This window comes from Clostridium sp. KNHs205, assembly GCF_000702945.1.
In the GTDB taxonomy this organism is placed as follows: Bacteria; Bacillota; Clostridia; order Lachnospirales; family Lachnospiraceae; genus Anaerocolumna.
This window is the reverse complement of record NZ_JNLE01000003.1, coordinates 249,086-268,682: the sequence shown is the minus strand read 5'-3', so window position 1 is coordinate 268,682 and position 19,597 is coordinate 249,086. Positions and strand designations below refer to the sequence as shown.

Genomic DNA, 19,597 nt, shown 5'->3' with positions numbered 1-19,597 from the left:
TGAATTCCACTTATTATAGAGTAGGTATCTAGAATAATAGAATGGAGGTAACAGTATGGAATATAATAAACCAATTTATGTAGAAGTTAATGATGGGGACGACAATGTATCAACTAATGGTATACCAGTAGTATTGATTTTAGCTGCAATTATCGCAGGTGGAGTTAGTGGATGTACTAAAGATTAATCTAATACATATAAATTAATCTTAATTAATCTATTCATTATGATTCATAGTTTTTTTTACTTATAAAATAAAGTTGAAATACACTAGATACCTACTTAAAAACATGGATTTATAGGAGTATATTATGGAAAACAAAAGTTTTATAATGTATAAACCTAAGAGAACAACAGAAGAATGGGGTTACATCGATAATAATTGTATAGAGATTACTAAGTTAAAAGTTTATGAACTTAATAATATTGCTTCTTTTATATGGGAAAGATGTGACGGCTTGACAATTATACATGATATTATTCAAGAGTTATTAGTCTGTTGTAATGTTAAGGAAAAATCTGTAATGATTGAAGTTGCGAATGATGTTACTGATATTTTGAATAGTTGGAGCTATGATGAACTGATAATACTAAACTATCATCCACTGCATGCATTCAGTGATTACTCAGATCAAGTGTATGATGTTACATTACAGAATATGAATAATGTAGATCTATTTTTATTAGTACCACCAACACCTTTACATATGACGTATGGAAGTATCACTAATATGTTTGAACCATTAGGAATTGGATACCTTCAATCATATCTGCTTCAATATGGTTATGATAAAGTTGTAGCAGAGAATTTTTGGACTAAGCAATTGAACAAACAAACTTTTTTAAGATATATTGAAAGATATAAGCCTAAAGTGGTAGGAATATCTGCTATGACAGATAATTTTGAAAATGGAATGGAGCTAGCTGGGTATATAAAAGAATATGATAAGAATATTGCTATTATATGTGGTGGACCTCATGCTACTTATGAATCCGAACATATTTTAGTAGAGTATAAATGTGTAGATATTGTTATACGAGGAGAAGGAGAAGATACGTTATTAGAATTAATGAACTATCTAATAAAAGACGTAGGTATACTCTCTGAAATAAAGGGTATAACATTTAGATGTAATGGACAGATTCATAGTACGGAAGACAGGCCTCTAATTGAAGTATTAGATAAAATACCATTTCCAATAAGAAAACAGCTAGATGCAGACAGTGTTGTAGGTATACAAACGAGTAGGGGGTGTCCAGGAAAATGTATTTTTTGTTGCGCTGCTGGACTATCCGGTGGTAGTTATAGAATGCGTTCACCAGAAAATGTAATTAATGAAATAATATCATTAAATAATATTGGAATAACTAAATTTTTTTTTCAAGATGATACAGTAACAGTGAATATTAATAGATTAGATAAAATGCTAGATTTATTGGAGAAGAATAAACTTGATATTACTTGGAAGGCTGAATCTAGAGTTGATGTCTTGTCAAAAAATCCTTATATTCTAAAGAAAATGAAGAGGTTAGGTTGTACTGGATTACAATTCGGAATAGAGTCGGGTTCACAAGAGGTTTTGGATAAATTAAAGAAAAATATTACTTTAGAACAAATATATAAAGCGATACTATATGCAAAAGAAGCTGATATTCCTGTGACATGTACATTATTAATAGGTCATCCATTTGAAACATTAGAAACTATGTTTGAGACATATGAATTCGCGAAAAAAATAATTGATCTAGGCGCTAGTACGGGAATCTCAGTAGTGTGCCCTTATCCAGGTACAGAAATCAGAAAAAAACATGAATATTATAATGTAAAAATAAAAGAAACAAGATTTATAAATTATAACGTAATGCAACCGATCATGGATTTGAAAAACTTATCAGTGAAAGAGATAAAAAAATATTATTATTTTTATAGTAAACAGCTTAATATATATCAATCTAGCAAGGAGGCGAAAAGTAATGTTACATCCTAATCAACTAAAAAATTTTTACAAATCTAATGTTGATAATATACAAGTTTATTGCAATGTACAGTCAGGATTTTCGTTTCGTTTGTCTAATATAATGCAAGACTATATTAATATGAAAAACCAGTTAGATGTTGAGAAAATTGAACTAGCTTTGAAACAAAAATATAATAAGTTAACTGTAGATTCATTTATTAAGAAACTAGAATTATATAAAAAGTTTATTTTTAAAGATAGTGAAAATTTGATGAATGGTACATATAATGCAAGTGGTTTTACAGTTCTTACCTTAAATATAATCCATGAGTGTAATTTAAGATGCAAGTATTGTTTTGAGGAAATTGATTTTCGACAAGATACATTGAAGATGACAAAAGATATTGCTATTATAGCCATTGATAAATTTATAAAACAACTTCATGGAAAGCAAGGTTATATTATATTTACTGGTGGAGAACCATTATTAAATTATAGATTAATTCAATATCTAGTTCAGTATATTAAAAATACTAAAGTCAATATATCTTATATGATTAAAACTAATGGAACATTATTAACAGAAGAAAAAATTAAGTTTTTAATTGAAAATAAGTTTGATGTCCAAATTAGTCTAGATGGTTTTCGTAAAGTAAATGACTTAAATCGAATTTATCCTGATGGAAGTGGGACATATGACAAAGTAATATCTGTAATTGATCAATTCGTAGCTCATAATTACTGCGAACAATTGTTTTTGCATGGAACTGTAACGCATGATACGGTTCCTTATATTAGTGACTCTTTTTCTGTTATCAGTAAGAAGTATCCTATGCTACAATTTGATGTAAAGCTGGTTATGGATACAAAGAATAAAAATCGTTTATTAAGCGAAGAAGAAAAATTATATTTCTTTAAAAATCAAATAAAATATCAATCAAATAATGTATGGAAGAAACCTGATAATAGCAGTAAAAAAAATATGTGTGGGATTGGATTATGGCATATTACTGTGGATGTTAATGGTGATATTTATCCATGCTATCGATTAGTAGGAAATTCAGATTATTTTATGGGTAATATTATAGAAGGCAATTATACCATCACAAATAATAAAAAATTATTAGGTATTTATAATATGGAAAATAGTAATCGATGCAAAGGATGTTATGCAGTAAATTCTTGCACGTCTGGATGTTATGCAGACAAATTATTACTTACAGATAATCAATGTGAGTATGGTGAAAAAATCGCACTAGATCGTGTTTTAAAAGAACAGTTTAATGATATAAATAATGTTGCTATATTGCCTAGAATCTAGTCTAAATATGGAATGTATATTGGAGGAGATATGAAAGAAAGAGTTACATTAAAGTATAAATCAAGTTCAGGACAAGAATATTTATATGATGATTGTACGGGTAACATTTTTGTTTGGAATGAAATTAAAGAAAAGGTTTTGGAACAATGTAATGGAAGTGGAGATTTAATATCATTAAAAGAAAATTTGTATCATTTATATGATATAGATGAAGTTGATGAAGCAATTAATGAGATAGATTATTGGATAAATAATTATTATGCTTTTTATCGTGATACTGAGCAATTAAAATTTCATCAATTAGAAGATAATAGTACAATTTTAGAAGTGATGAAAAGTGTGAATAATACATGTCTAATTTCTTTAACTGATCAATGTAATTTAAATTGTAAATACTGTATATATTCTGATGAATATAGTTTAACTAAATTAAAGTCAAATAAAAAAATGATGGCTAATATGATTGAACCTATAATAGAATTTTATTCAAAATTTATTCAAGATGAAATTATTAACAACCCAATAAAAATGTATAATATATCATTTTATGGAGGAGAACCATTATTAAATTTGGAAATTATGTTAGAGCTTATAGACCGATTTAATGATGTTTATCCAGGACGATTTCTGTTCAACATTACAACTAATGGTTTAAAATTAGACATTAATACATTTGAAAAGCTAATGGAAAGAAACGTTAACATATTAGTAAGTTTAGATGGGGAAGAGAAGCAACATGATAGACTGCGTGTAGATTATAGTAACCAAGGAAGCTTTAAGATAATACTAAAAAATCTTTATGAGATCAAGGAAAAGTATCCAGAGTATTACTTTAGTAAAATAGGTTTAGCGGCAGTATATGATATATGCACGGATATAATAAAAAATAATGATTTCTTTGAAGCATGTACAAGGGAATATTTGCTCCCACCAATTAAATTAGTAAACGGTGTGTCCAATCTTAATACAACTTATTATGAAAAATTTACCAAAGAAGATGTTGAAAACCATAGAAAGATGAAGGAAATATTAGAAAGAAAGTATATCAATAATATATTAGATGATAAAGAGAATAATAATTATCTTATTGGTCTATTTGCTATGGAGTATTTGATGATTATAATGAGAAAAAGAGTTTATGATGTACTGCCGATTGACATACCATTTGGAGGAACCTGCTTTCCAGGACAAAAAATATTTATTGATACCAATGGTACGCTAGGATTATGTGAGAGAGTAAATGGTTCTCATTCTTTTGGAAATATATATGATGGGGTTAATGAAGCGAAAATAGAACAAATATTAACACAATACAAAAAAGAGGTTTTAAAAAACTGTTCTAAATGTCCAGTTTCAAAGATTTGTTCGAACTGTTTTAATACATTTGAGTGTGATGGTAATTTTAAATATGATATAAATCGTTGTAACGAAAGTATTACATTTATCAGAAACAATATATCTAAATATTCAACCTTACTAGAAAAAGTTCCCAAAACTAAGTTGGTATCAAACCTGGAAAACTTGTTTAAAGATGAATTTATTAATCTTTAGCGCTGGTATAATGAATGAAATATAGGAGGACATTATGTATTTTAGACTAAATAGTAATGTTTATAAGGTAGGGGAATTCAATAGTACACTATATGATGCAAAAAGTAATAAATGGTATCAAGTGGATAAGGACGGGGGGATGATTCTAGATTTATGTGAGAAAAATATATGTATACAGGATTTTGATATGAATACGGAGCATGTATATAAATTCCTTGATAAATTAAAGATACAAGGATTAGGAAAATATTATAAAAATACCATACATATAGATAAAATATTACCTTACGCGCCTGTGCTAGTAGATAAACAATTTTTATTAACAAATTTATATATTGAGTATACAGATAGCTGTAATTTAAATTGCAATATATGTAATTCAAAAAAAACTCACTGGAAAAATTGTAGGAGCTGTATATTACATAACGATTCACAACAAGTAACAAACAATAGTATAAGGGAATCTTATATCTCTTTTATATCTAAGTATAGACCTCTCAATGTAATAATTCGTGGTGGAAACCCATTTTATAATGATAAAGAGATGTTTTTTGCTTTTTTGGAAGATTTAGATAATAAGCATAAGTGTAATATTACGATAATATGGAATGGATTAGAATTAAGCGAAAATGATATGGAACGACTATTACATTTAAAGAGTAAAATTATATTTAATATAGTTTTTATGGGGATAAGTTCTCATGATTATGATGTTATTGGATTAGATTTTGATATATTTATTGAGCAATATAAAATGTTAGCTATGTTTGATAATAATAAAATAAATTATATGATTACTGTTAATTATCAAAAAAATATGAAAAGCTCGTTATCTGAAATAGACCATTATTTTATAAGTAATGTAGGAAGAAAGCCAATGATATGTGAAGTGATTGATGATTCCGAGAAAATTGAGTCTTCAACTTTTGATAGAAAATTATTTGTGCCTACTTTTAATGAAATAGATTTTTATTCTAGAAGAAAATTTAATCCATGTTTATATGGAGCATTATCTATAAATTGTGATGGTAGCTTGTCACCTTGTCCAGGAATCACTCATAAAGTGGGTGAAGTTTATGAGGATGGAAGTTGTAACATTAATATTGATTTGAAAGAAATATATTGGAAAAAAACAAAGAATAGTTCTAATATATGTAAGAATTGTGGTTTAAAATATATATGTTTTGATTGCTCAGTATTTCAAGCTTCAGAGGAGTGTGATAGCTTCAATGAAAATATGAGTACAAATTTAAAGCTAGAGAGAGATTCTTATAAGAATAGTTTTATAGAATTACTATAAGTACGAAAAAAATAGCAGGGTAATCATTTTATATAATAGGAGGTAATTTATGCAAAATGAATTAATCTATAAAGATCAAGAAGTAGAATTATTAGCAAATAACTGCGCAATTGGATGTACAGCAGGTTGTGGTCTTTTGTGTGGCGGTTCTTGCATTGCAACTGGTGGAACAGCAGTTGCAATTGGTGTTGCTTTATCTAGTGGCGCAGGTGCAACTGGTGGAGCCATTTTTGGTTAGTGTAAAATTACATAAGTAACTAGTAGATATGATCCCCTGCTATTTTTATATATCAGATTAAAGAAAGTGGTATTAACATGAAAAAAGTTTTTGGTATAAGTATAGTTTTAATTATAATAGACCAACTATTGCGATATTACGCCCAATATAATCTATATGATAAAATTATAGGAAATAAACACTTTGGATTAACTTATCGTATAAACTATGGAATTTACTTGCATCCTAATGCTAACAAATATTTTATGCTATTATTAGCAATTGCTTTTTTAATCATATTATTTTTTTCTTATTTTGCATATGAGTATTATTGTACTCACATTCGAAGAAGTACATTAATAGATATAGCTTATGCATCATTGATTGCATCAATTTTAGGGAATGTATATATTGATAGAATTATTTTTGGATATGTACGTGATTATATAATAACTCCAATTGCAATTGCTAATTTAGCAGATATATTAATAGAAATTTCCATATTTCTACTGATATTAGAAATGATTATTAATAAAGAAGCAAGGAAATTATTAAGGAAAGATTTTAATTTGAAAAACATTAAAATATTTTTGATATATATAATAAATAAATTAGATAAAAAAGATAATAGTGATAAATTGAAATAAGAGATTGATTCTACATAGATAACTCCTGGCTGGTTTAGGTGGATTTATTTACGACAACACAAATTAACCATAAATTGACGAGGAGTTGAATTATTTATAACAAAAACACTGCATTATTGGAGCGGTCTTTACAGATGTTTATGCAACTTTAATGTAGTATATGAAAATGGGTTTACATCTAATATATTGGTTGCCAGCTAAAAACATCAACAAAACCCTTTGTCCTATGTGTTCAATCTTTAGAAATGCCCACAAGCAAAGATGTGTATTAACTTAAGACTTTACTTACAAGAGGTGTATATGATGGTAGGAGCATTACTAAATATAGAAGCATTACTAAACTTAGAAGCAGGGATTAAGTATTCGTTAAATAATATTGAAGACTAATAAGATTTGTATGAAAATGTAAAAACATCTTGACATTGTAAAACGATTGGGTATAATAAATGTAAAGAAAACTTTACTTTGTATAAGGAGGAATTAGAATTGAAAAAGATATCTCAATTGTTTGTAATTGGAAAGCCCTACAAGGAAATGGACGAGATGGAAAAAATGATTGAAATGAAATCTTTAAAATGGGTGTGGTATTATCAAATAGTATTTCTTTTTGTTTGTATTATATATAAGAGCGTTTTTATGAATAAAATTAGTTATGATTTACTTTTCTTAATCGTCTCACAGGCATTGATTTTATTTATATTCAAATTAATCTATTCAAAAATAATGAGTGGAGATGGTGATGAAAAATAAAATTAAGCAACTAAGGAAAGAAAGAGGATTACGTCAAGAAGACTTAGCTAATCTTCTTTGTGTTAGTAGACAGACTATCATAGCAATTGAAAATAATAAGTATAATCCAACATTAGAACTAGCTATGAATTTAGGAATCTTACTAGAAACACCTATTGAAAAAATATTTGAACTTGAAAAGATATGAGACTACGGAATTCTAATGGAGAACTGATATATACAGTCAAAATGATAGAAGGAGATTGTCGTCTAACATTTTGACTGTAAAGGCATAGATTGAGCTCAACATATTTTGTTCTTTATGGTATTGAACTATGAATCAAAAGTTACTACATTCCAAGGTGATTTGTGTGATTCCTTTAATATTTTTAGGAATCACTTGGAATAGACTTTGGCTTATTACATTAACAGGAGAATGGACTAGTAGGGTAGTTCAATAATAACCGAAGGTAATGTTCTTATGTTGATTTCATATGGCAGAAGGAGCATAACAAGCCTGCTGCCATTTTCACTTCAATTTATCATATCCTTTTTTTGACGCAACGTTGGAGAAAGGGATATAAAAAACAGATAGAGAAAAAGTTTGATAATGTTTAGCATTTTAAATGAGATATGAGAAACACATTTGGGTTATACCGTAAATGCTATGCAGTCAATGCTGTCGGTGGTATAAAAGGCGAAAAAATATACAGTAGTTATTGAATTGATGAGCGAAGCTGTACAGTCAGGAATCTTAAAAGACATAGAAGAATGTGCATTATTAGTTAAAAGAATAGGAGAAGATGTCATATCTGATACGACAGCAATAATGTAGATATTTAACGAAAATGGCTCTTGGGGTTTGATGCTTAAATCCCTGTAAAATTATAAATAAATCAAAAACTATACCTTTTCAACCAGCAGGATTCCAAGTATAATTGAAAGAAATAAATTTGTCGAACAGCGATGAAATAGAAGGTGGGAGATATTTGCGGCTGCATCAGATTTGGGTGTTGACCATAATGCTTGGAATCAGCATTCTTATAGCGATTTATTATAAAATGAACCATTCAGACGTCTTTGTGGTTACGGGAACCGTTGATGCGGAGGAATCAAGGTTAAATGGCAGAGGAGTCCTTCCGTTAAACGGAGAGTGGGAGTTCTACTGGGGGCAGCTTCTGGAACCGGCGGACTTTAATAGTGAAGTGAGGGTTTCTTCCTACATGATGGTTCCAGGGAGCTGGAGAAAGGATATTTATGGACAGAAGTATCCGGAATATGGATGTGCTACTTACCGCATAATCCTTACAAATGTACATTCCGGTGTCACTTATGGCATTAAAAAGCAGAGCATTAGAATTGCCAGCAATATATATGTTAATGGGAAGCTTCTTATACAGAACGGTGCTGTATCGGATTCTATAAGTGGAGAAAATATGGGAAATATGCCGGAAGCAGCGTATTTTCAGGCAGATACGGATAAACTTGAGATTATTATACAGGTATCAAGCCATAAGATCTTTGGCGGGGGTATTGCGGAAGCCGTATATTTTGGTAAGCAGCAGGAAATTACCTCTTTTGGTGCCAGAAATATTGTTCGTGATATGCTGCCTATTGCCTTTAGCTTTGGAGTGGCAGCGGTGTACCTGATCATTGTATTGGTGAGCCCGGGTTATTATAAAAAGGAAAAGGCGAGTGTCTTTTTCCCAATGGGAGCGGCTTCCCTGGCCTTAATCAACGGAACCCTGGGAGAACGTATCATTAAATATATCCTGCCTGGAATATCGGCAGAAGGCCTTTTGAATCTGGAGTCCGTTTTGATTTGTATGGGTATCCTTTCTATTGTAATGGCGGTTTATCATCTGGATAGGAAGTTTATTTCTACCCTGTGCAGAAATATCGTGATTCTGACACAGGGTCTTGTTTGCTATCCTTTATGTGGTTTTGCCTGCGGAAACGCCGGGAATCCGGACGGTATTCATCATTATTGATCTTCTTATCATAATTGCGGTTGAGTTCCGGGTATTGTATCTTTATATGAAAAGGACTGAGCTCAGAATTACCGGAATTGAACATGGACTTCTCCTTCTGGTATTGTATTTTATTGATGTATATTGCATTGACCAGCTGGTTTTTACAAAAGGGCTAATCGGGAATGACATGATGTCACTGATAGCAAGCTTCCTTTATATTTTTGTATGGGTGTTCCTGCTTACTTACAGGTATCATGCTATGTATAAAAAGAACGAGGAACTGACAGTGGCATTGCTGGAGAGCAATTATAACATGGAGAGAGTTACAAATCATGCGGAACGAAGCGAAATCGCATTTTTGCAGGCGCAGATAAAACCGCATTTTCTGTTTAATTCCTTAAACAGTATTCTTAGCCTCTGCTATAGCAATCCCACAAAAGCCTCTGAACTACTGTGGCATTTGGCGGAGTTTTTAAAGAGTGCTTTTAACATTGATATGACATCGGAATTTATCCGGGTGGAAAGTGAGCTTGAAAGTATCCGCTCTTATGTATTTATAGAAAAAACACGGTTTGGGAAAAGGCTGGAGGTGGAGATGGACATTGAGGAAGCTCTGAAACACCAAAGAATAGTACCCTTACTGATTCAGCCCCTGGTAGAAAATGCTATCCGTCATGGAGCTTTAAAAAGAGAAGAGGATGGAAAGGTCCGTTTATCGGTACGAAAGGTGGAGGGCTTTGGAGTTGTTACAGTATACGATAACGGTCCGGTTTTTTCGCCAAACAGCCTGGCAAGGCTTTCCGGGAAAGCAGGGGATACAGGAGCAGAGCGGGAAGGCGTCGGTGTTGGGAATATCAAAAAAAGGTTAATGCATTACTATGGGGAGGAACTGCACATAGAAGAGCAGGAAGAAGGAGTTAAAGTATGGTTTCGGTTTCACTTGGAAGAGGAGGACGGCCATGTTAAAGGCAGTAATTGCAGATGATGAGATTCTGGTGCTTGATTATTTGAAAGATATTCTGCTTGGGCTTAAGGTAGAGATTGCAGGAGAGTTCACCAGTGGCAGGAAAGCCCTTGAACATCTGCCGGGGTTAAAGCCGGATATTATATTTCTTGATATAGAAATGCCAGGAATCAATGGTATTGAACTTGCCACGGAATTAGCGGGACGCCTTGACTCTGCCAGTATTGTTTTTGTAACGGCCTATGACAAGTATGCTGTTGAAGCCTTTAAGCTGAATGCACTGCATTATATTCTGAAACCTGTAAGCAGGGAGGATATAGCCCAGGCGCTGGCAAGGGTAAGAAAGACAGAGGTACCTGCCTCACCCTTGTATGAGAAAATATATGTCCGGCTTTTCGGAAAGGTTGCCATACAGGATGAGGAAGGAAATTCTTTATTAAAGTGGACAACCCAGAAGACAGAGGAAATGTTTGCTCTATTGATGCTCTATGGAAAGCAGGGGATTGATAAATGGAGCCTGATTGAGAAGCTTTGGCCCTTATCGGAAAAGATTAAAGTAGAAAATACAATGTATACCACCATTTACCGTATGAAGAAGGCCTTGCAGGAGGCGGGAATCAAGAACGTACTCTATAACAGGCTGGGACAGTATTTCTTTGCTATGGAAGGGATCTGGTGTGATGCCTTTCAGCTTGAAACCCTTTATGAGACCTTTCAGAAAGAAACGGGGCAGGAAGACTTAATAAGTGAACAACTGTTTTTTGTTTATCAGGGGGCATTGTTTGGAAGTAAAGACTATCTGTGGGGAGAACTGCAAAAGTATGCTTACCAGAATATGTTTGATAAGCTGTGCGATGGACTGGCAAGTGAATATGAGAAAAAAGGTAATAGAGATAAGGCAGAGGAAATCTATATAAACCAGCAATTAAGATGTGAGGTGTAGAAAAATTCCTTTGTACATAAACCAAACCTCAGACATGGAAGAAGCTCTTCTGTGCCTGGGGTTTTTATATTGCATCCGATTTTTATACCGTAAATATTGAATTGAAAAAATTTCGTATTTCCTGAAGTAATAGGTCGATTCTTGTGAGAATTTTGTGAAAATAGATTGTTATAATCATATCAACGCTAAGTTTAGGCGGATTGACAGTAATGAAAAAGGAGGAAAATATGAGAAGAAAAATAAAAGGCTTGCATAAGAGGCTTTTATGTATTGCCTTATCTTTTGCAGTTCTGTATACCGGGCTACCCCAGCATACAGCTTTGGCAGCGGAGGGTTATGAGGTAACGACCATTGCAGGAATTCAATCTCCCGGCTTCGGAGGGGATGGAGGACCGGCAAATTTAGCCAGCCTCAACGCACCGAATGGAGTAGCTGTAGACAATCAGGGAAATCTATATATTGCGGATACGCTAAACAGCAGAGTGCGCAAAGTGTCAGCGGAGGGTATTATTACTACAGTAGCAGGTAATGGAACCCCCGGTTATGCAGGAGATGGCGGCAATGCAAATGAGGCTGAACTTAACGATCCAAGGGGAATCGCCTTGGACAGTCAGGGAAATCTGTACATAGCAGATAGTAAGAATTATGTAGTCCGTAAAGTGACAGCAGACGGAGTTATCAGTACAATAGCCGGAATAGCGGGAAGCTTCGGCCACTCAGGTGATGGCGGACCTGCTGCTGAAGCCATGCTGAAGCAGCCTTTTGGAGTAGCAGTGGACGGTCAGGATAACCTTTTCATAGCTGATATACAGGACCAGGTAATCCGAAAGATAACAACGGACGGAATCATCAGTACGGTGGCAGGGCAGTCTGGAGTTGTCGGTTATTCAGGAGACGGCGGATCTGCTATGGATGCCTAGTTCCATAATCCTACGGGAATAGCGGTAGACAGTCAGAACAACCTTTACATCGCTGATATGGATAATAATGTAATCCGTAAAGTAACGGAAGACGGAGTGATAAGTACCATAGCAGGACAGTTTGGCACAAATGGATATGGCGGAGATGAGGGAGCGGCTACCAATGCCCTCTTAAGAGGTCCTGCAAGTGTGGCATTAGATACCTATGGGAACTTATATATCATAGAGTATTTTAACAATGTACTTCGTAAAGTAACACCGGAGGGAATCATCAGTACGGTAGTAGGGAATTTCCCGGTATTAGATGCCGGATTTTATTATCCTTTTGGTCTGGCGATAGATAACAATGGAGTATTTTATGTTGCCGACACAGCAAACAGTAAAATTAAGAAAATAACCACTGTTAATTACTCAGCAGCTTTGTCACAGGAGGGTGAGTACGTTTTTCCAAAGCTTTTGTGGGGTTATAACACAGGGGAAATAGAAAGCAAGACCATAACTGTGACCAATACTGGATCAGGAACTCTAAAGAACCTGAAAATAAAGTTAAGCGGTAGTGGAGCAGGCAGCTTTGATCTTGGAAGCCTTACAAGAACTACGTTAGACAATACAAATAAAACTGCTGTTTTTACTGTGCAGGCAAGAGAATGGCTGGCTCTGGGAACCCATACGGCCACAATAACAGTGTCGGCAGATAAGATGCAGGACATAAGATTTACTGTAAAACAGACAGTAGAAGAGGAAATAACAGATGCTGAAACTCCTCAGATTATCAGTCAGCCTCAGGATGTCACCGTTGAGGAAGGCAAAGATGCAAACTTTGAGGTAGCTGCAACAGTAGAAAAAGGAAATCTGAGCTACCAGTGGTATAGGAATACAACGAACAGCAATACCGGAGGAACTATTATAAGCGGAGCAGTTCAGAACATCTATAGGGCACCGGCGGAGGAACTGAAAGACAGCTGGTATTATTGTGTGATAACCAATATGGATACGGAAGCTACGGGAAATAAAACCGCCAGTGTAACCAGTAATGCAGCCAAAGCTGTAACCCAGTCCTTGACAGATGCAGAAATACCCGGAATTTTAAAACACCCCAAGGACGTAACGGTACAAAAAGGGGAAGAAGCCATTTTAGAGGTAACAGCGGCAGTAAATAGCGGAAGCCTTACTTACCAATGGTACAGTAATTCGGAGGACAGTACGGAGGGTGGAACACCCATAGAAGGAGCAGTACAGGACAGCTATTGGGCACCGACGGACACAGAAGGGAAGACCTGGTATTACTGTGTAGTAACCAATACGGATACTGGTGTTAATGGTAACAAGACAGCGGCAGTGACTACAAGCACCGCTTCTGTTACTGTAAAATCAAAGTCAGGGTCTGCCGTATATAGCGTAACGGTAATCGACGGAAGCGGCAGAGGAAGCTATTCAGAAAATTCCAATGTATCAATCACTGCAAACCCGGCACCTGCAGGAAAGGTATTTCATAGATGGACCTCCAATATGAACGTAACCTTTCAAAATCCTGGAGCAGAAAGTACAGTTTTTACAATGCCGGCAGGAAATGTGACAATTAAAGCAGAGTACCAGAACACACCAGCTGCTACCCCATCGGTGCCTTCCACTCCCAATGAAGACGGGGAGAAGGGGGACAAGGATAAAACGGAGGAAAAGACCATAGAAGTGGTAGAAGCTCCGAAGGGTATCCCTAATACCGCCTTAATCTCAGTAGAAGAGGTTGGTAAAGCTTTTGATAAATCAGTGGAAGTTCGGTTAAAGGAAGATTCTGCTGCGGAAAAAGAAGTAAGAAATGCCCTGGAAACAGATACAATTGGATTGAATACGGAAACGATGCAGATATTCCCTTTAGACATAAGCTTATACATTAAGGGAACCAATACGAAGGTACAGCCGGCACAAGGAACCTCTGTTCGAATCACCTGCCCCATTCCAACTACACTGCTCCCGGAAAAAGAGAAACTGCTGGTAGTGACGGTGTCAAAGGGTAAGCTTCAGGTACTACCGGCAGAGCTGACAGTGAAGGAAGGGGTAAGCTGTCTTCAATTCACAGCAGCACATTTTTCTCCTTATGCTTTTGTAGTCGACAGTGATGGAAGACTGGCAGGAGGAGCACAGATAATAACAGATATTACTGTGACAGAGGGAACTCTCACAGATATCAGACCTGAGAACCTGCCGGCAGAGGCGGTGGTGAATTATCATGTATCCACACCAACCTTTATCAGTATTGATAACGAAGGGAAGCTTTTTGCAAAGAAGGCCGGAAGTGCGTATTATATGACAGCAGTGACCTATAGCGGTAATACGAAAGTTTACACGGTAAAGGTTAAGGTAAAAAAAGCCCAGGGAGGCACCAAAGTGGGCTTTATCAGGTATTCAGCAGAGACCTTTGCATATAAGAATATAAATTACAGAATTACCGGCAAAGCTTCCGGTACGGGGATTGGAGAGGTTGCTGTTGCGAATAACCAGATGAATGCCAAGCTTCCCGGTAAAGTGGTAATACCTGAGACAATTGTCTGGAAGGGAAAGAAATACAAGGTTACTTCCATAGATGAAAGTGCCTTTTACGGCAAAACAACCATAACCTCGGTTACCATACCGGCTAATATAAAGGTAATCTCCCCCACTGCATTTACCTCCTGCAACCTCTTAAAGGAGTTTAAGGTGGACAAGGAAAACAGGCAGTATTCAGCAAAAGGCGGCATGCTCTTAAACAAACAGGGAACTGCGCTGCTGGCTTATCCTTCTGCTGCCGGCACAGTTGTCATTGACAGGAAGATAACGGAAATAGGAAGCTACGCTTTTAGTGTCTGCAAACAGTTAAAATCAGTTGTAATACCGGATACGGTAAAACGTATCGGAGGGTGTGCTTTTGCTCACTCATCCAAACTGGAAAAGGTGGTATTCCAAAGCAGTCAGGTACCAGAAATGACCTACTACTCTGTATTTGAAAAAGTAAAGGATACCTGTATTTTTCAGTTCCCGGCTTCTTCGAAGGAGTTATATGTCCAGGCAATGCAGGAGTCATGGCTGCCAAAGGGTATAGTAATGAAAGGAAAATAAAGCATATGGCGTTAAGCACTAATTAAATAAACTTTTTCAAGAGTGTCCCAAAAGTGAAAACCACCTTTGGGACACTCTTGTTTTATGACCGTAAGTCTTAGAAAGGACGGCTCATGATGCTCTAGTACTACCTTTCATAAAATTTACGTAATTCAACACCTGCTATTTCCGCTGATACTGCGTTGTCCTCAATCTTCGTAGCATACATGCTACTGGAACCGCTACCCCTTATTCCTTCGCCTTGCCTCAGCGAAAATATCAAGCGCTGATATTAAGCGAAATTTAAACAAGGCAGTACTGGTGTACTGTCCGCTTGATATCTTGACTAATTGCTTGCCTGAATTTCCATCTGCTGCGTTGTCGTCAGCCGCCGTAGCCACCGCTACGACTCCTTCCTCCGTCTTGCAGGCTTAAAATCCACTCTGCGCAATTAGTCCAGGTACCAGGCGGACAGAGCACTAGGGTTGTCAGAGGTTGAGGAAATCAAAAAAAATTGAAATTGTCTGGATATAAAAATCAATATGTATAAAAATAAACTTGGAAAATTATAGAATATGATAAGAGGACGTATAACTAATCATAAAAAGGTTGAGGCTGCGAACAGTGGTTTTACAAACATTTAGGGTTTGATTATTTATACCGTCATAGGAGATTAAAATGGAAATTGTGATCCGCGAAATACAAGAAATCGATTATGCAGGAGTGTTATCGTTATGGAACAATGAAATCGGAAATCGAAAACTAAATGCAGCAACTATGGCTGCTGATTATGAGAGGATGAGTAAAAATGATGATTACAGAACTTTTGTGGCTGTATTGGATAATAAAGCAGTAGGTTTTATAACTACCGTGCAGGTGCTGGCAGTAGGGCTTCCTGTAGGTTATCTTAAAATAAATGGTCTTGCAGTAAAAGGAGAATATCAGGGGAAAGGGATAGGCACTAAACTTCTTCAGTATGTTGAAACTATGGCTTACGAAAAAGAACTATCTTATATTTTATTAAGCAGCGGAGTGAAACGTATTAAAGCCCATGCCTTTTATGAGCATAATAATTACGACAAGGACTCTTTTTGCTTTGATAAAGTTCTTAAGCACAATGAATAAATAAAGGAGTGAATTATGAAAAAATCAAGATTTATAGCATTTGCAGCAGCCTTTATAATGCTGCTGTCTTTGAGTGCCTGTTCCCATAAGCCTGCCCAAGGTGATGCAATTAAGTCATCCATAACACCCAAAGGACAAATATATCTGTATGGGGAACAGCATGGTGTAAAAAAATACTGGATAAAGAATTAGAGCTGTGGTATGAAAATTATGATAATAAAAATATGCGGCATTTATTTATAGAACTTCCCTATTATACGGCTGAGTTCTTAAATGTGTGGATGCAGTCAGATAGTGATGACATTCTGGATGCGATATATGATGAGTGGAATGGAACTATGATACATACGCCGGATATTATTGAATTTTATAAGAATATAAAAAGCAGATGCCCTGAAACAATTTTTCATGGCACGGATGTTGGACATTAGTATGATACTACGGGAGAACGATTTCTGGATTATCTGGAGACAAATAAACTAAAAGATTCTGACCAGTATACGCTAGCCCGGGAAGCAATTGAACAGGGAAAATATTATTATAAGAAATCAGATGATGTATATCGGGAAAATAAGATGGCAGAGAACTTTATCCGTGAGTTTGACAGACTAAGCGGTGAAAGTGTTATGGGGATTTACGGTGGCGCTCATACTGATTTTGATGCAATGGATAACAATACTCAATCAGTTCCGTGTATGGCAAATCAGTTAAAAAAGGTTTACACGAATAATATCTATTCAGAGGACTTAGCTTGGTTGGCAAAAGAGATTGAACCCATTAGAGAAGATACAATTACAATTAACGATAAGAAATATACAGCCTCGTATTTTGGGAAAGAAGATCTAACAGGATTTAAAGATTACGCTTCCCGTGAATTTTGGCGCTTAGAAAATGCTTATAATGACTTCAAGGACAGCAGCAAAACCGGCGATGTACTACCTTATGATAACTATCCGATGCAAATAGAGACAGGGCAGGTTTTCGTCGTCGATTATACAAAGACAGATGGTTCTGTTATAAGAGGTTATTACCGTTCTGATGGGTATGTTTGGAATGGTGCACCTTCAACAGAAGAGTTTGCAGGGGAGTGAAATGCTTCTGAATATCAAGGCTACCGTTCGACTTCTTTCTGACGGTAGCTGCTATAGATACCATTCAATAATCTAAATAATTGAGATTATCTTTAAAATCTTTATTTTCTTGTCATTATCACAATCTTTTAGCGCTCTTAAAATTTCGTTATCCAATGCAAAAGATGAGTTTTCATATTGATCTGATAAAAGGTAATCGATACTTGTATGAAGTGCGTTTGCAATAGCTAATAGAACATTAAGAGATACTTTGGTATGATTGTTTTCGATATTAGAGATATGAGAAACATTACAACCGACATAAGAAGCAACATTTTCTTGCGTTAGATTTTTTCTTATACGGATTTCTTTTATACGTAAGCCTAATATCTCATAATTTATATTGTTATCATTATTACCAGTCAACTTAATCACCTCAGAATTTTGTCTATGTGCATATATTTTTATTCTAATTGTAAACTTTGTGGTTCTATGCTAGAATAACCTGTATAAGTATAAATTATACTAATAGACAAAAAAGAATTGAGAGAGTGAAGCGATGAAAGATATTGTAAAGGAACTTTATAATGGTATATTAGACCCTGAAAATACTATATACAAGGATAAAGGGTATCAGACATTAAATGAGCGCATTATAAATATCGTAGAGAAAATAAAGAATGAAAATGGTGAAGAGATGTTTGAAGATGTTGCTAAACTAATTGAAATATCGACAGAATTAAGTGCTATAGAAACAGAAATTGCTTTTACCCATGGATTTAAATATGGTGTCAGACTTATGATGGAAATATTATCGGAATAGGTTGGTTCAATATTACTAACATTAAAAAATTGTTATAATTACCACTTGACTGAGCCCTTGGGGAATGGATTACTATTAAGAAAAGGAGGGCATTATGCGATATACAATCGGACAGTTTGCAGGGCTGCATCTGGTTTCAAAGAAAACCTTAAGATATTACAAAGAAATCGGACTTCTACAACCGGAGGGTATAGATTCCTTTAATGGTTATGCCTATTACGAGGACAAGCAAAGTGAACGTATGAAGCAGATACAGTATTTAAGAAGATTGCGGTTCTCATTGGAGGAAATAGGTATTCTTTTAGATATGGACCTTGAACAATGGAAAGAGATTGTCAGAGCCAGACTTATAGCAGTCAGATCAGAGGAACTTCTTCTGCGTGATATTGAACAGGAGCTTCTCGCCTTACAGGAACGCATCAAGGAAAATAAAGCGATCTATCAAACCGACAGAATAACATCTGAATACATAACGGATACCTTCTTGCTAGAGAATCCGGTATACTTTATAGGGCGGGCAGCAAGGGTACCTTATAATCAGAATGAGAAGAAGCAGCAGATGATTGAAAGCCTTATTGGTGATTTTTATAGCAATGATGAACCGAACCTGATACCGGGACATTTCTTACCGGAGACAAGTCTTGGAATTGTGTGTGAATGCGAGAAGGATATGAGTATGGGGACTTATATGATGGGAATGCAGGTGAACTGCCTTGATGAAATACCGGAAGGTATGCGTAAGTTTACTCTACCTCCGGGTATTTATGTTCGTGTCAGATTCCGGGCGGAGGACAGGGAGACACTGACAGGTGCGGCATTGGATAAAGCATATGAGCATCTGTATAACAAGTGGCTGCCGGAATCTTCGTATCCCATGAAAGGGCTGCTGGCTGTTGAAGTTTACAGAGAAGACAGGATGGAATCCCCTGTCAGCCCTGAAATGGAGCTCTGGCAGCTGCTGGCAGAAAGCTAGGTTTCTTAAGA

Annotated in this window: 22 protein-coding genes; 20 read left to right on the top strand and 2 right to left on the bottom strand. The window is 35.3% G+C overall.

The window, feature by feature from the left end; translation table 11 throughout:
• The first annotated feature begins 55 nt into the window (after positions 1-55).
• The 14 genes from BR73_RS29565 to BR73_RS26990 all read left to right on the top strand — a co-directional run bounded on the left by BR73_RS29565 (position 56) and on the right by BR73_RS26990 (position 15,616).
• On the top strand, positions 56-187 hold the full coding sequence (locus BR73_RS29565) for a hypothetical protein (protein WP_278248518.1): 132 nt from the start codon (positions 56-58) through the stop codon (positions 185-187).
• Between the two features lie 124 nt (positions 188-311).
• On the top strand, positions 312-1,988 hold the full coding sequence (locus BR73_RS0101200; RefSeq protein WP_033164063.1) for a B12-binding domain-containing radical SAM protein: 1,677 nt from the start codon (positions 312-314) through the stop codon (positions 1,986-1,988).
• Positions 1,975-3,279 carry a radical SAM protein gene (locus BR73_RS0101195; RefSeq protein WP_033164062.1) on the top strand — a complete coding sequence of 435 codons (1,305 nt, stop codon included), beginning with the start codon at positions 1,975-1,977 and terminating at the stop codon, positions 3,277-3,279. Before BR73_RS0101200 ends, BR73_RS0101195 begins: the two co-directional genes overlap by 14 nt.
• Before the next feature lie 30 nt (positions 3,280-3,309).
• Positions 3,310-4,830, top strand: a complete 1,521-nt coding sequence (locus tag BR73_RS0101190) for a radical SAM protein (RefSeq protein ID WP_033164061.1) — start codon at positions 3,310-3,312, stop codon at positions 4,828-4,830.
• A 34-nt stretch (positions 4,831-4,864) separates the two neighbouring features.
• Complete coding sequence (locus BR73_RS0101185; protein ID WP_033164060.1) at positions 4,865-6,130, top strand: 4Fe-4S cluster-binding domain-containing protein; 1,266 nt, start codon at positions 4,865-4,867, stop codon at positions 6,128-6,130.
• A gap of 49 nt (positions 6,131-6,179) precedes the next feature.
• Positions 6,180-6,368: a hypothetical protein gene (locus BR73_RS0101180; RefSeq protein ID WP_033164059.1), complete on the top strand. Its 189-nt coding sequence runs from the start codon at positions 6,180-6,182 to the stop codon at positions 6,366-6,368.
• Positions 6,369-6,445: 77 nt separating this feature from the next.
• A complete protein-coding gene (locus tag BR73_RS0101175; RefSeq protein ID WP_033164058.1) occupies positions 6,446-6,994 on the top strand; it encodes a signal peptidase II in 549 nt (182 codons plus the stop codon).
• 486 nt (positions 6,995-7,480) lie between these two features.
• Positions 7,481-7,744: a hypothetical protein gene (locus BR73_RS0101170; RefSeq protein ID WP_033164057.1), complete on the top strand. Its 264-nt coding sequence runs from the start codon at positions 7,481-7,483 to the stop codon at positions 7,742-7,744.
• Positions 7,734-7,931 (top strand): helix-turn-helix transcriptional regulator, encoded by a 198-nt coding sequence (locus BR73_RS0101165; protein WP_033164056.1) that lies wholly within the window; start codon positions 7,734-7,736, stop codon positions 7,929-7,931. The genes BR73_RS0101170 and BR73_RS0101165 overlap by 11 nt, the downstream gene beginning before the upstream one ends.
• 730 nt (positions 7,932-8,661) lie before the next feature.
• Positions 8,662-9,714 (top strand): hypothetical protein, encoded by a 1,053-nt coding sequence (locus BR73_RS0101160; RefSeq protein ID WP_156034565.1) that lies wholly within the window; start codon positions 8,662-8,664, stop codon positions 9,712-9,714.
• Positions 9,715-9,760: 46 nt separating this feature from the next.
• Positions 9,761-10,681, top strand: coding sequence for a histidine kinase (locus BR73_RS0101155; RefSeq protein ID WP_156034564.1), 921 nt, complete (start codon positions 9,761-9,763; stop codon positions 10,679-10,681).
• Positions 10,656-11,603 (top strand): response regulator, encoded by a 948-nt coding sequence (locus BR73_RS0101150; RefSeq protein WP_051684885.1) that lies wholly within the window; start codon positions 10,656-10,658, stop codon positions 11,601-11,603. Before BR73_RS0101155 ends, BR73_RS0101150 begins: the two co-directional genes overlap by 26 nt.
• Before the next feature lie 227 nt (positions 11,604-11,830).
• The gene (locus BR73_RS26995) at positions 11,831-12,523 is read left to right on the top strand and encodes a hypothetical protein (RefSeq protein ID WP_051684884.1); all 693 of its coding nucleotides are present in this window, start codon (positions 11,831-11,833) and stop codon (positions 12,521-12,523) included.
• A 57-nt stretch (positions 12,524-12,580) separates the two neighbouring features.
• Positions 12,581-15,616: a leucine-rich repeat protein gene (locus BR73_RS26990; RefSeq protein WP_051684883.1), complete on the top strand. Its 3,036-nt coding sequence runs from the start codon at positions 12,581-12,583 to the stop codon at positions 15,614-15,616.
• Positions 15,617-15,837: 221 nt separating this feature from the next.
• Here the strand turns inward: BR73_RS26990 and BR73_RS28575 are convergent, their stop codons facing one another.
• Entirely contained in the window at positions 15,838-15,996 is a 159-nt protein-coding gene (locus BR73_RS28575) for a hypothetical protein (RefSeq protein ID WP_156034563.1), read from the bottom strand.
• 277 nt (positions 15,997-16,273) lie between these two features.
• On the opposite strand from BR73_RS28575, the gene BR73_RS0101140 reads away from it, so the two are divergent.
• From BR73_RS0101140 to BR73_RS29255, 4 genes are all read left to right on the top strand, one after another.
• On the top strand, positions 16,274-16,720 hold the full coding sequence (locus tag BR73_RS0101140; RefSeq protein WP_033164053.1) for a GNAT family N-acetyltransferase: 447 nt from the start codon (positions 16,274-16,276) through the stop codon (positions 16,718-16,720).
• Positions 16,721-16,735: 15 nt separating this feature from the next.
• The gene (locus BR73_RS29265) at positions 16,736-16,912 is read left to right on the top strand and encodes a hypothetical protein (protein ID WP_242860604.1); all 177 of its coding nucleotides are present in this window, start codon (positions 16,736-16,738) and stop codon (positions 16,910-16,912) included.
• A gap of 32 nt (positions 16,913-16,944) precedes the next feature.
• Positions 16,945-17,151, top strand: coding sequence for a hypothetical protein (locus BR73_RS29260; RefSeq protein WP_242860603.1), 207 nt, complete (start codon positions 16,945-16,947; stop codon positions 17,149-17,151).
• 144 nt (positions 17,152-17,295) lie between these two features.
• Positions 17,296-17,811: a hypothetical protein gene (locus BR73_RS29255; RefSeq protein ID WP_242860602.1), complete on the top strand. Its 516-nt coding sequence runs from the start codon at positions 17,296-17,298 to the stop codon at positions 17,809-17,811.
• A 72-nt stretch (positions 17,812-17,883) separates the two neighbouring features.
• On the opposite strand, the gene BR73_RS0101130 is transcribed toward BR73_RS29255, so the two are convergent.
• Positions 17,884-18,216 carry a helix-turn-helix transcriptional regulator gene (locus tag BR73_RS0101130; protein ID WP_033164052.1) on the bottom strand — a complete coding sequence of 111 codons (333 nt, stop codon included), beginning with the start codon at positions 18,214-18,216 and terminating at the stop codon, positions 17,884-17,886.
• Positions 18,217-18,349: 133 nt separating this feature from the next.
• On the opposite strand from BR73_RS0101130, the gene BR73_RS0101125 reads away from it, so the two are divergent.
• Together BR73_RS0101125 and BR73_RS0101120 are read left to right on the top strand one after the other, a co-directional pair.
• Positions 18,350-18,613 (top strand): DUF6809 family protein, encoded by a 264-nt coding sequence (locus BR73_RS0101125; protein ID WP_033164051.1) that lies wholly within the window; start codon positions 18,350-18,352, stop codon positions 18,611-18,613.
• Between the two features lie 94 nt (positions 18,614-18,707).
• Entirely contained in the window at positions 18,708-19,586 is an 879-nt protein-coding gene (locus tag BR73_RS0101120) for a MerR family transcriptional regulator (protein WP_033164050.1), read from the top strand.
• Positions 19,587-19,597: the final 11 nt, after the last annotated feature.

Excerpts from the sequence above, each read along its gene's own strand:
- BR73_RS0101195 (WP_033164062.1), top strand. The coding sequence starts at position 1,975 with ATGTTACATCCTAATCAACTAAAAAATTTTTACAAATCTAATGTTGAT.
- BR73_RS29255 (WP_242860602.1), top strand. The coding sequence starts at position 17,296 with ATGGCAGAGAACTTTATCCGTGAGTTTGACAGACTAAGCGGTGAAAGT.
- BR73_RS0101165 (WP_033164056.1), top strand. The coding sequence starts at position 7,734 with ATGAAAAATAAAATTAAGCAACTAAGGAAAGAAAGAGGATTACGTCAA.
- BR73_RS0101140 (WP_033164053.1), top strand. The coding sequence starts at position 16,274 with ATGGAAATTGTGATCCGCGAAATACAAGAAATCGATTATGCAGGAGTG.
- BR73_RS0101190 (WP_033164061.1), top strand. The coding sequence starts at position 3,310 with ATGAAAGAAAGAGTTACATTAAAGTATAAATCAAGTTCAGGACAAGAA.
- BR73_RS0101150 (WP_051684885.1), top strand. The coding sequence starts at position 10,656 with ATGTTAAAGGCAGTAATTGCAGATGATGAGATTCTGGTGCTTGATTAT.
- BR73_RS0101155 (WP_156034564.1), top strand. The coding sequence starts at position 9,761 with ATGAAAAGGACTGAGCTCAGAATTACCGGAATTGAACATGGACTTCTC.
- BR73_RS0101200 (WP_033164063.1), top strand. The coding sequence starts at position 312 with ATGGAAAACAAAAGTTTTATAATGTATAAACCTAAGAGAACAACAGAA.
- BR73_RS0101120 (WP_033164050.1), top strand. The coding sequence starts at position 18,708 with ATGCGATATACAATCGGACAGTTTGCAGGGCTGCATCTGGTTTCAAAG.
- BR73_RS29565 (WP_278248518.1), top strand. The coding sequence starts at position 56 with ATGGAATATAATAAACCAATTTATGTAGAAGTTAATGATGGGGACGAC.
- BR73_RS0101125 (WP_033164051.1), top strand. The coding sequence starts at position 18,350 with ATGAAAGATATTGTAAAGGAACTTTATAATGGTATATTAGACCCTGAA.
- BR73_RS0101185 (WP_033164060.1), top strand. The coding sequence starts at position 4,865 with ATGTATTTTAGACTAAATAGTAATGTTTATAAGGTAGGGGAATTCAAT.
- BR73_RS29265 (WP_242860604.1), top strand. The coding sequence starts at position 16,736 with ATGAAAAAATCAAGATTTATAGCATTTGCAGCAGCCTTTATAATGCTG.
- BR73_RS0101180 (WP_033164059.1), top strand. The coding sequence starts at position 6,180 with ATGCAAAATGAATTAATCTATAAAGATCAAGAAGTAGAATTATTAGCA.
- BR73_RS26995 (WP_051684884.1), top strand. The coding sequence starts at position 11,831 with ATGAGAAGAAAAATAAAAGGCTTGCATAAGAGGCTTTTATGTATTGCC.
- BR73_RS26990 (WP_051684883.1), top strand. The coding sequence starts at position 12,581 with ATGGATAATAATGTAATCCGTAAAGTAACGGAAGACGGAGTGATAAGT.
- BR73_RS0101175 (WP_033164058.1), top strand. The coding sequence starts at position 6,446 with ATGAAAAAAGTTTTTGGTATAAGTATAGTTTTAATTATAATAGACCAA.
- BR73_RS29260 (WP_242860603.1), top strand. The coding sequence starts at position 16,945 with ATGCGGCATTTATTTATAGAACTTCCCTATTATACGGCTGAGTTCTTA.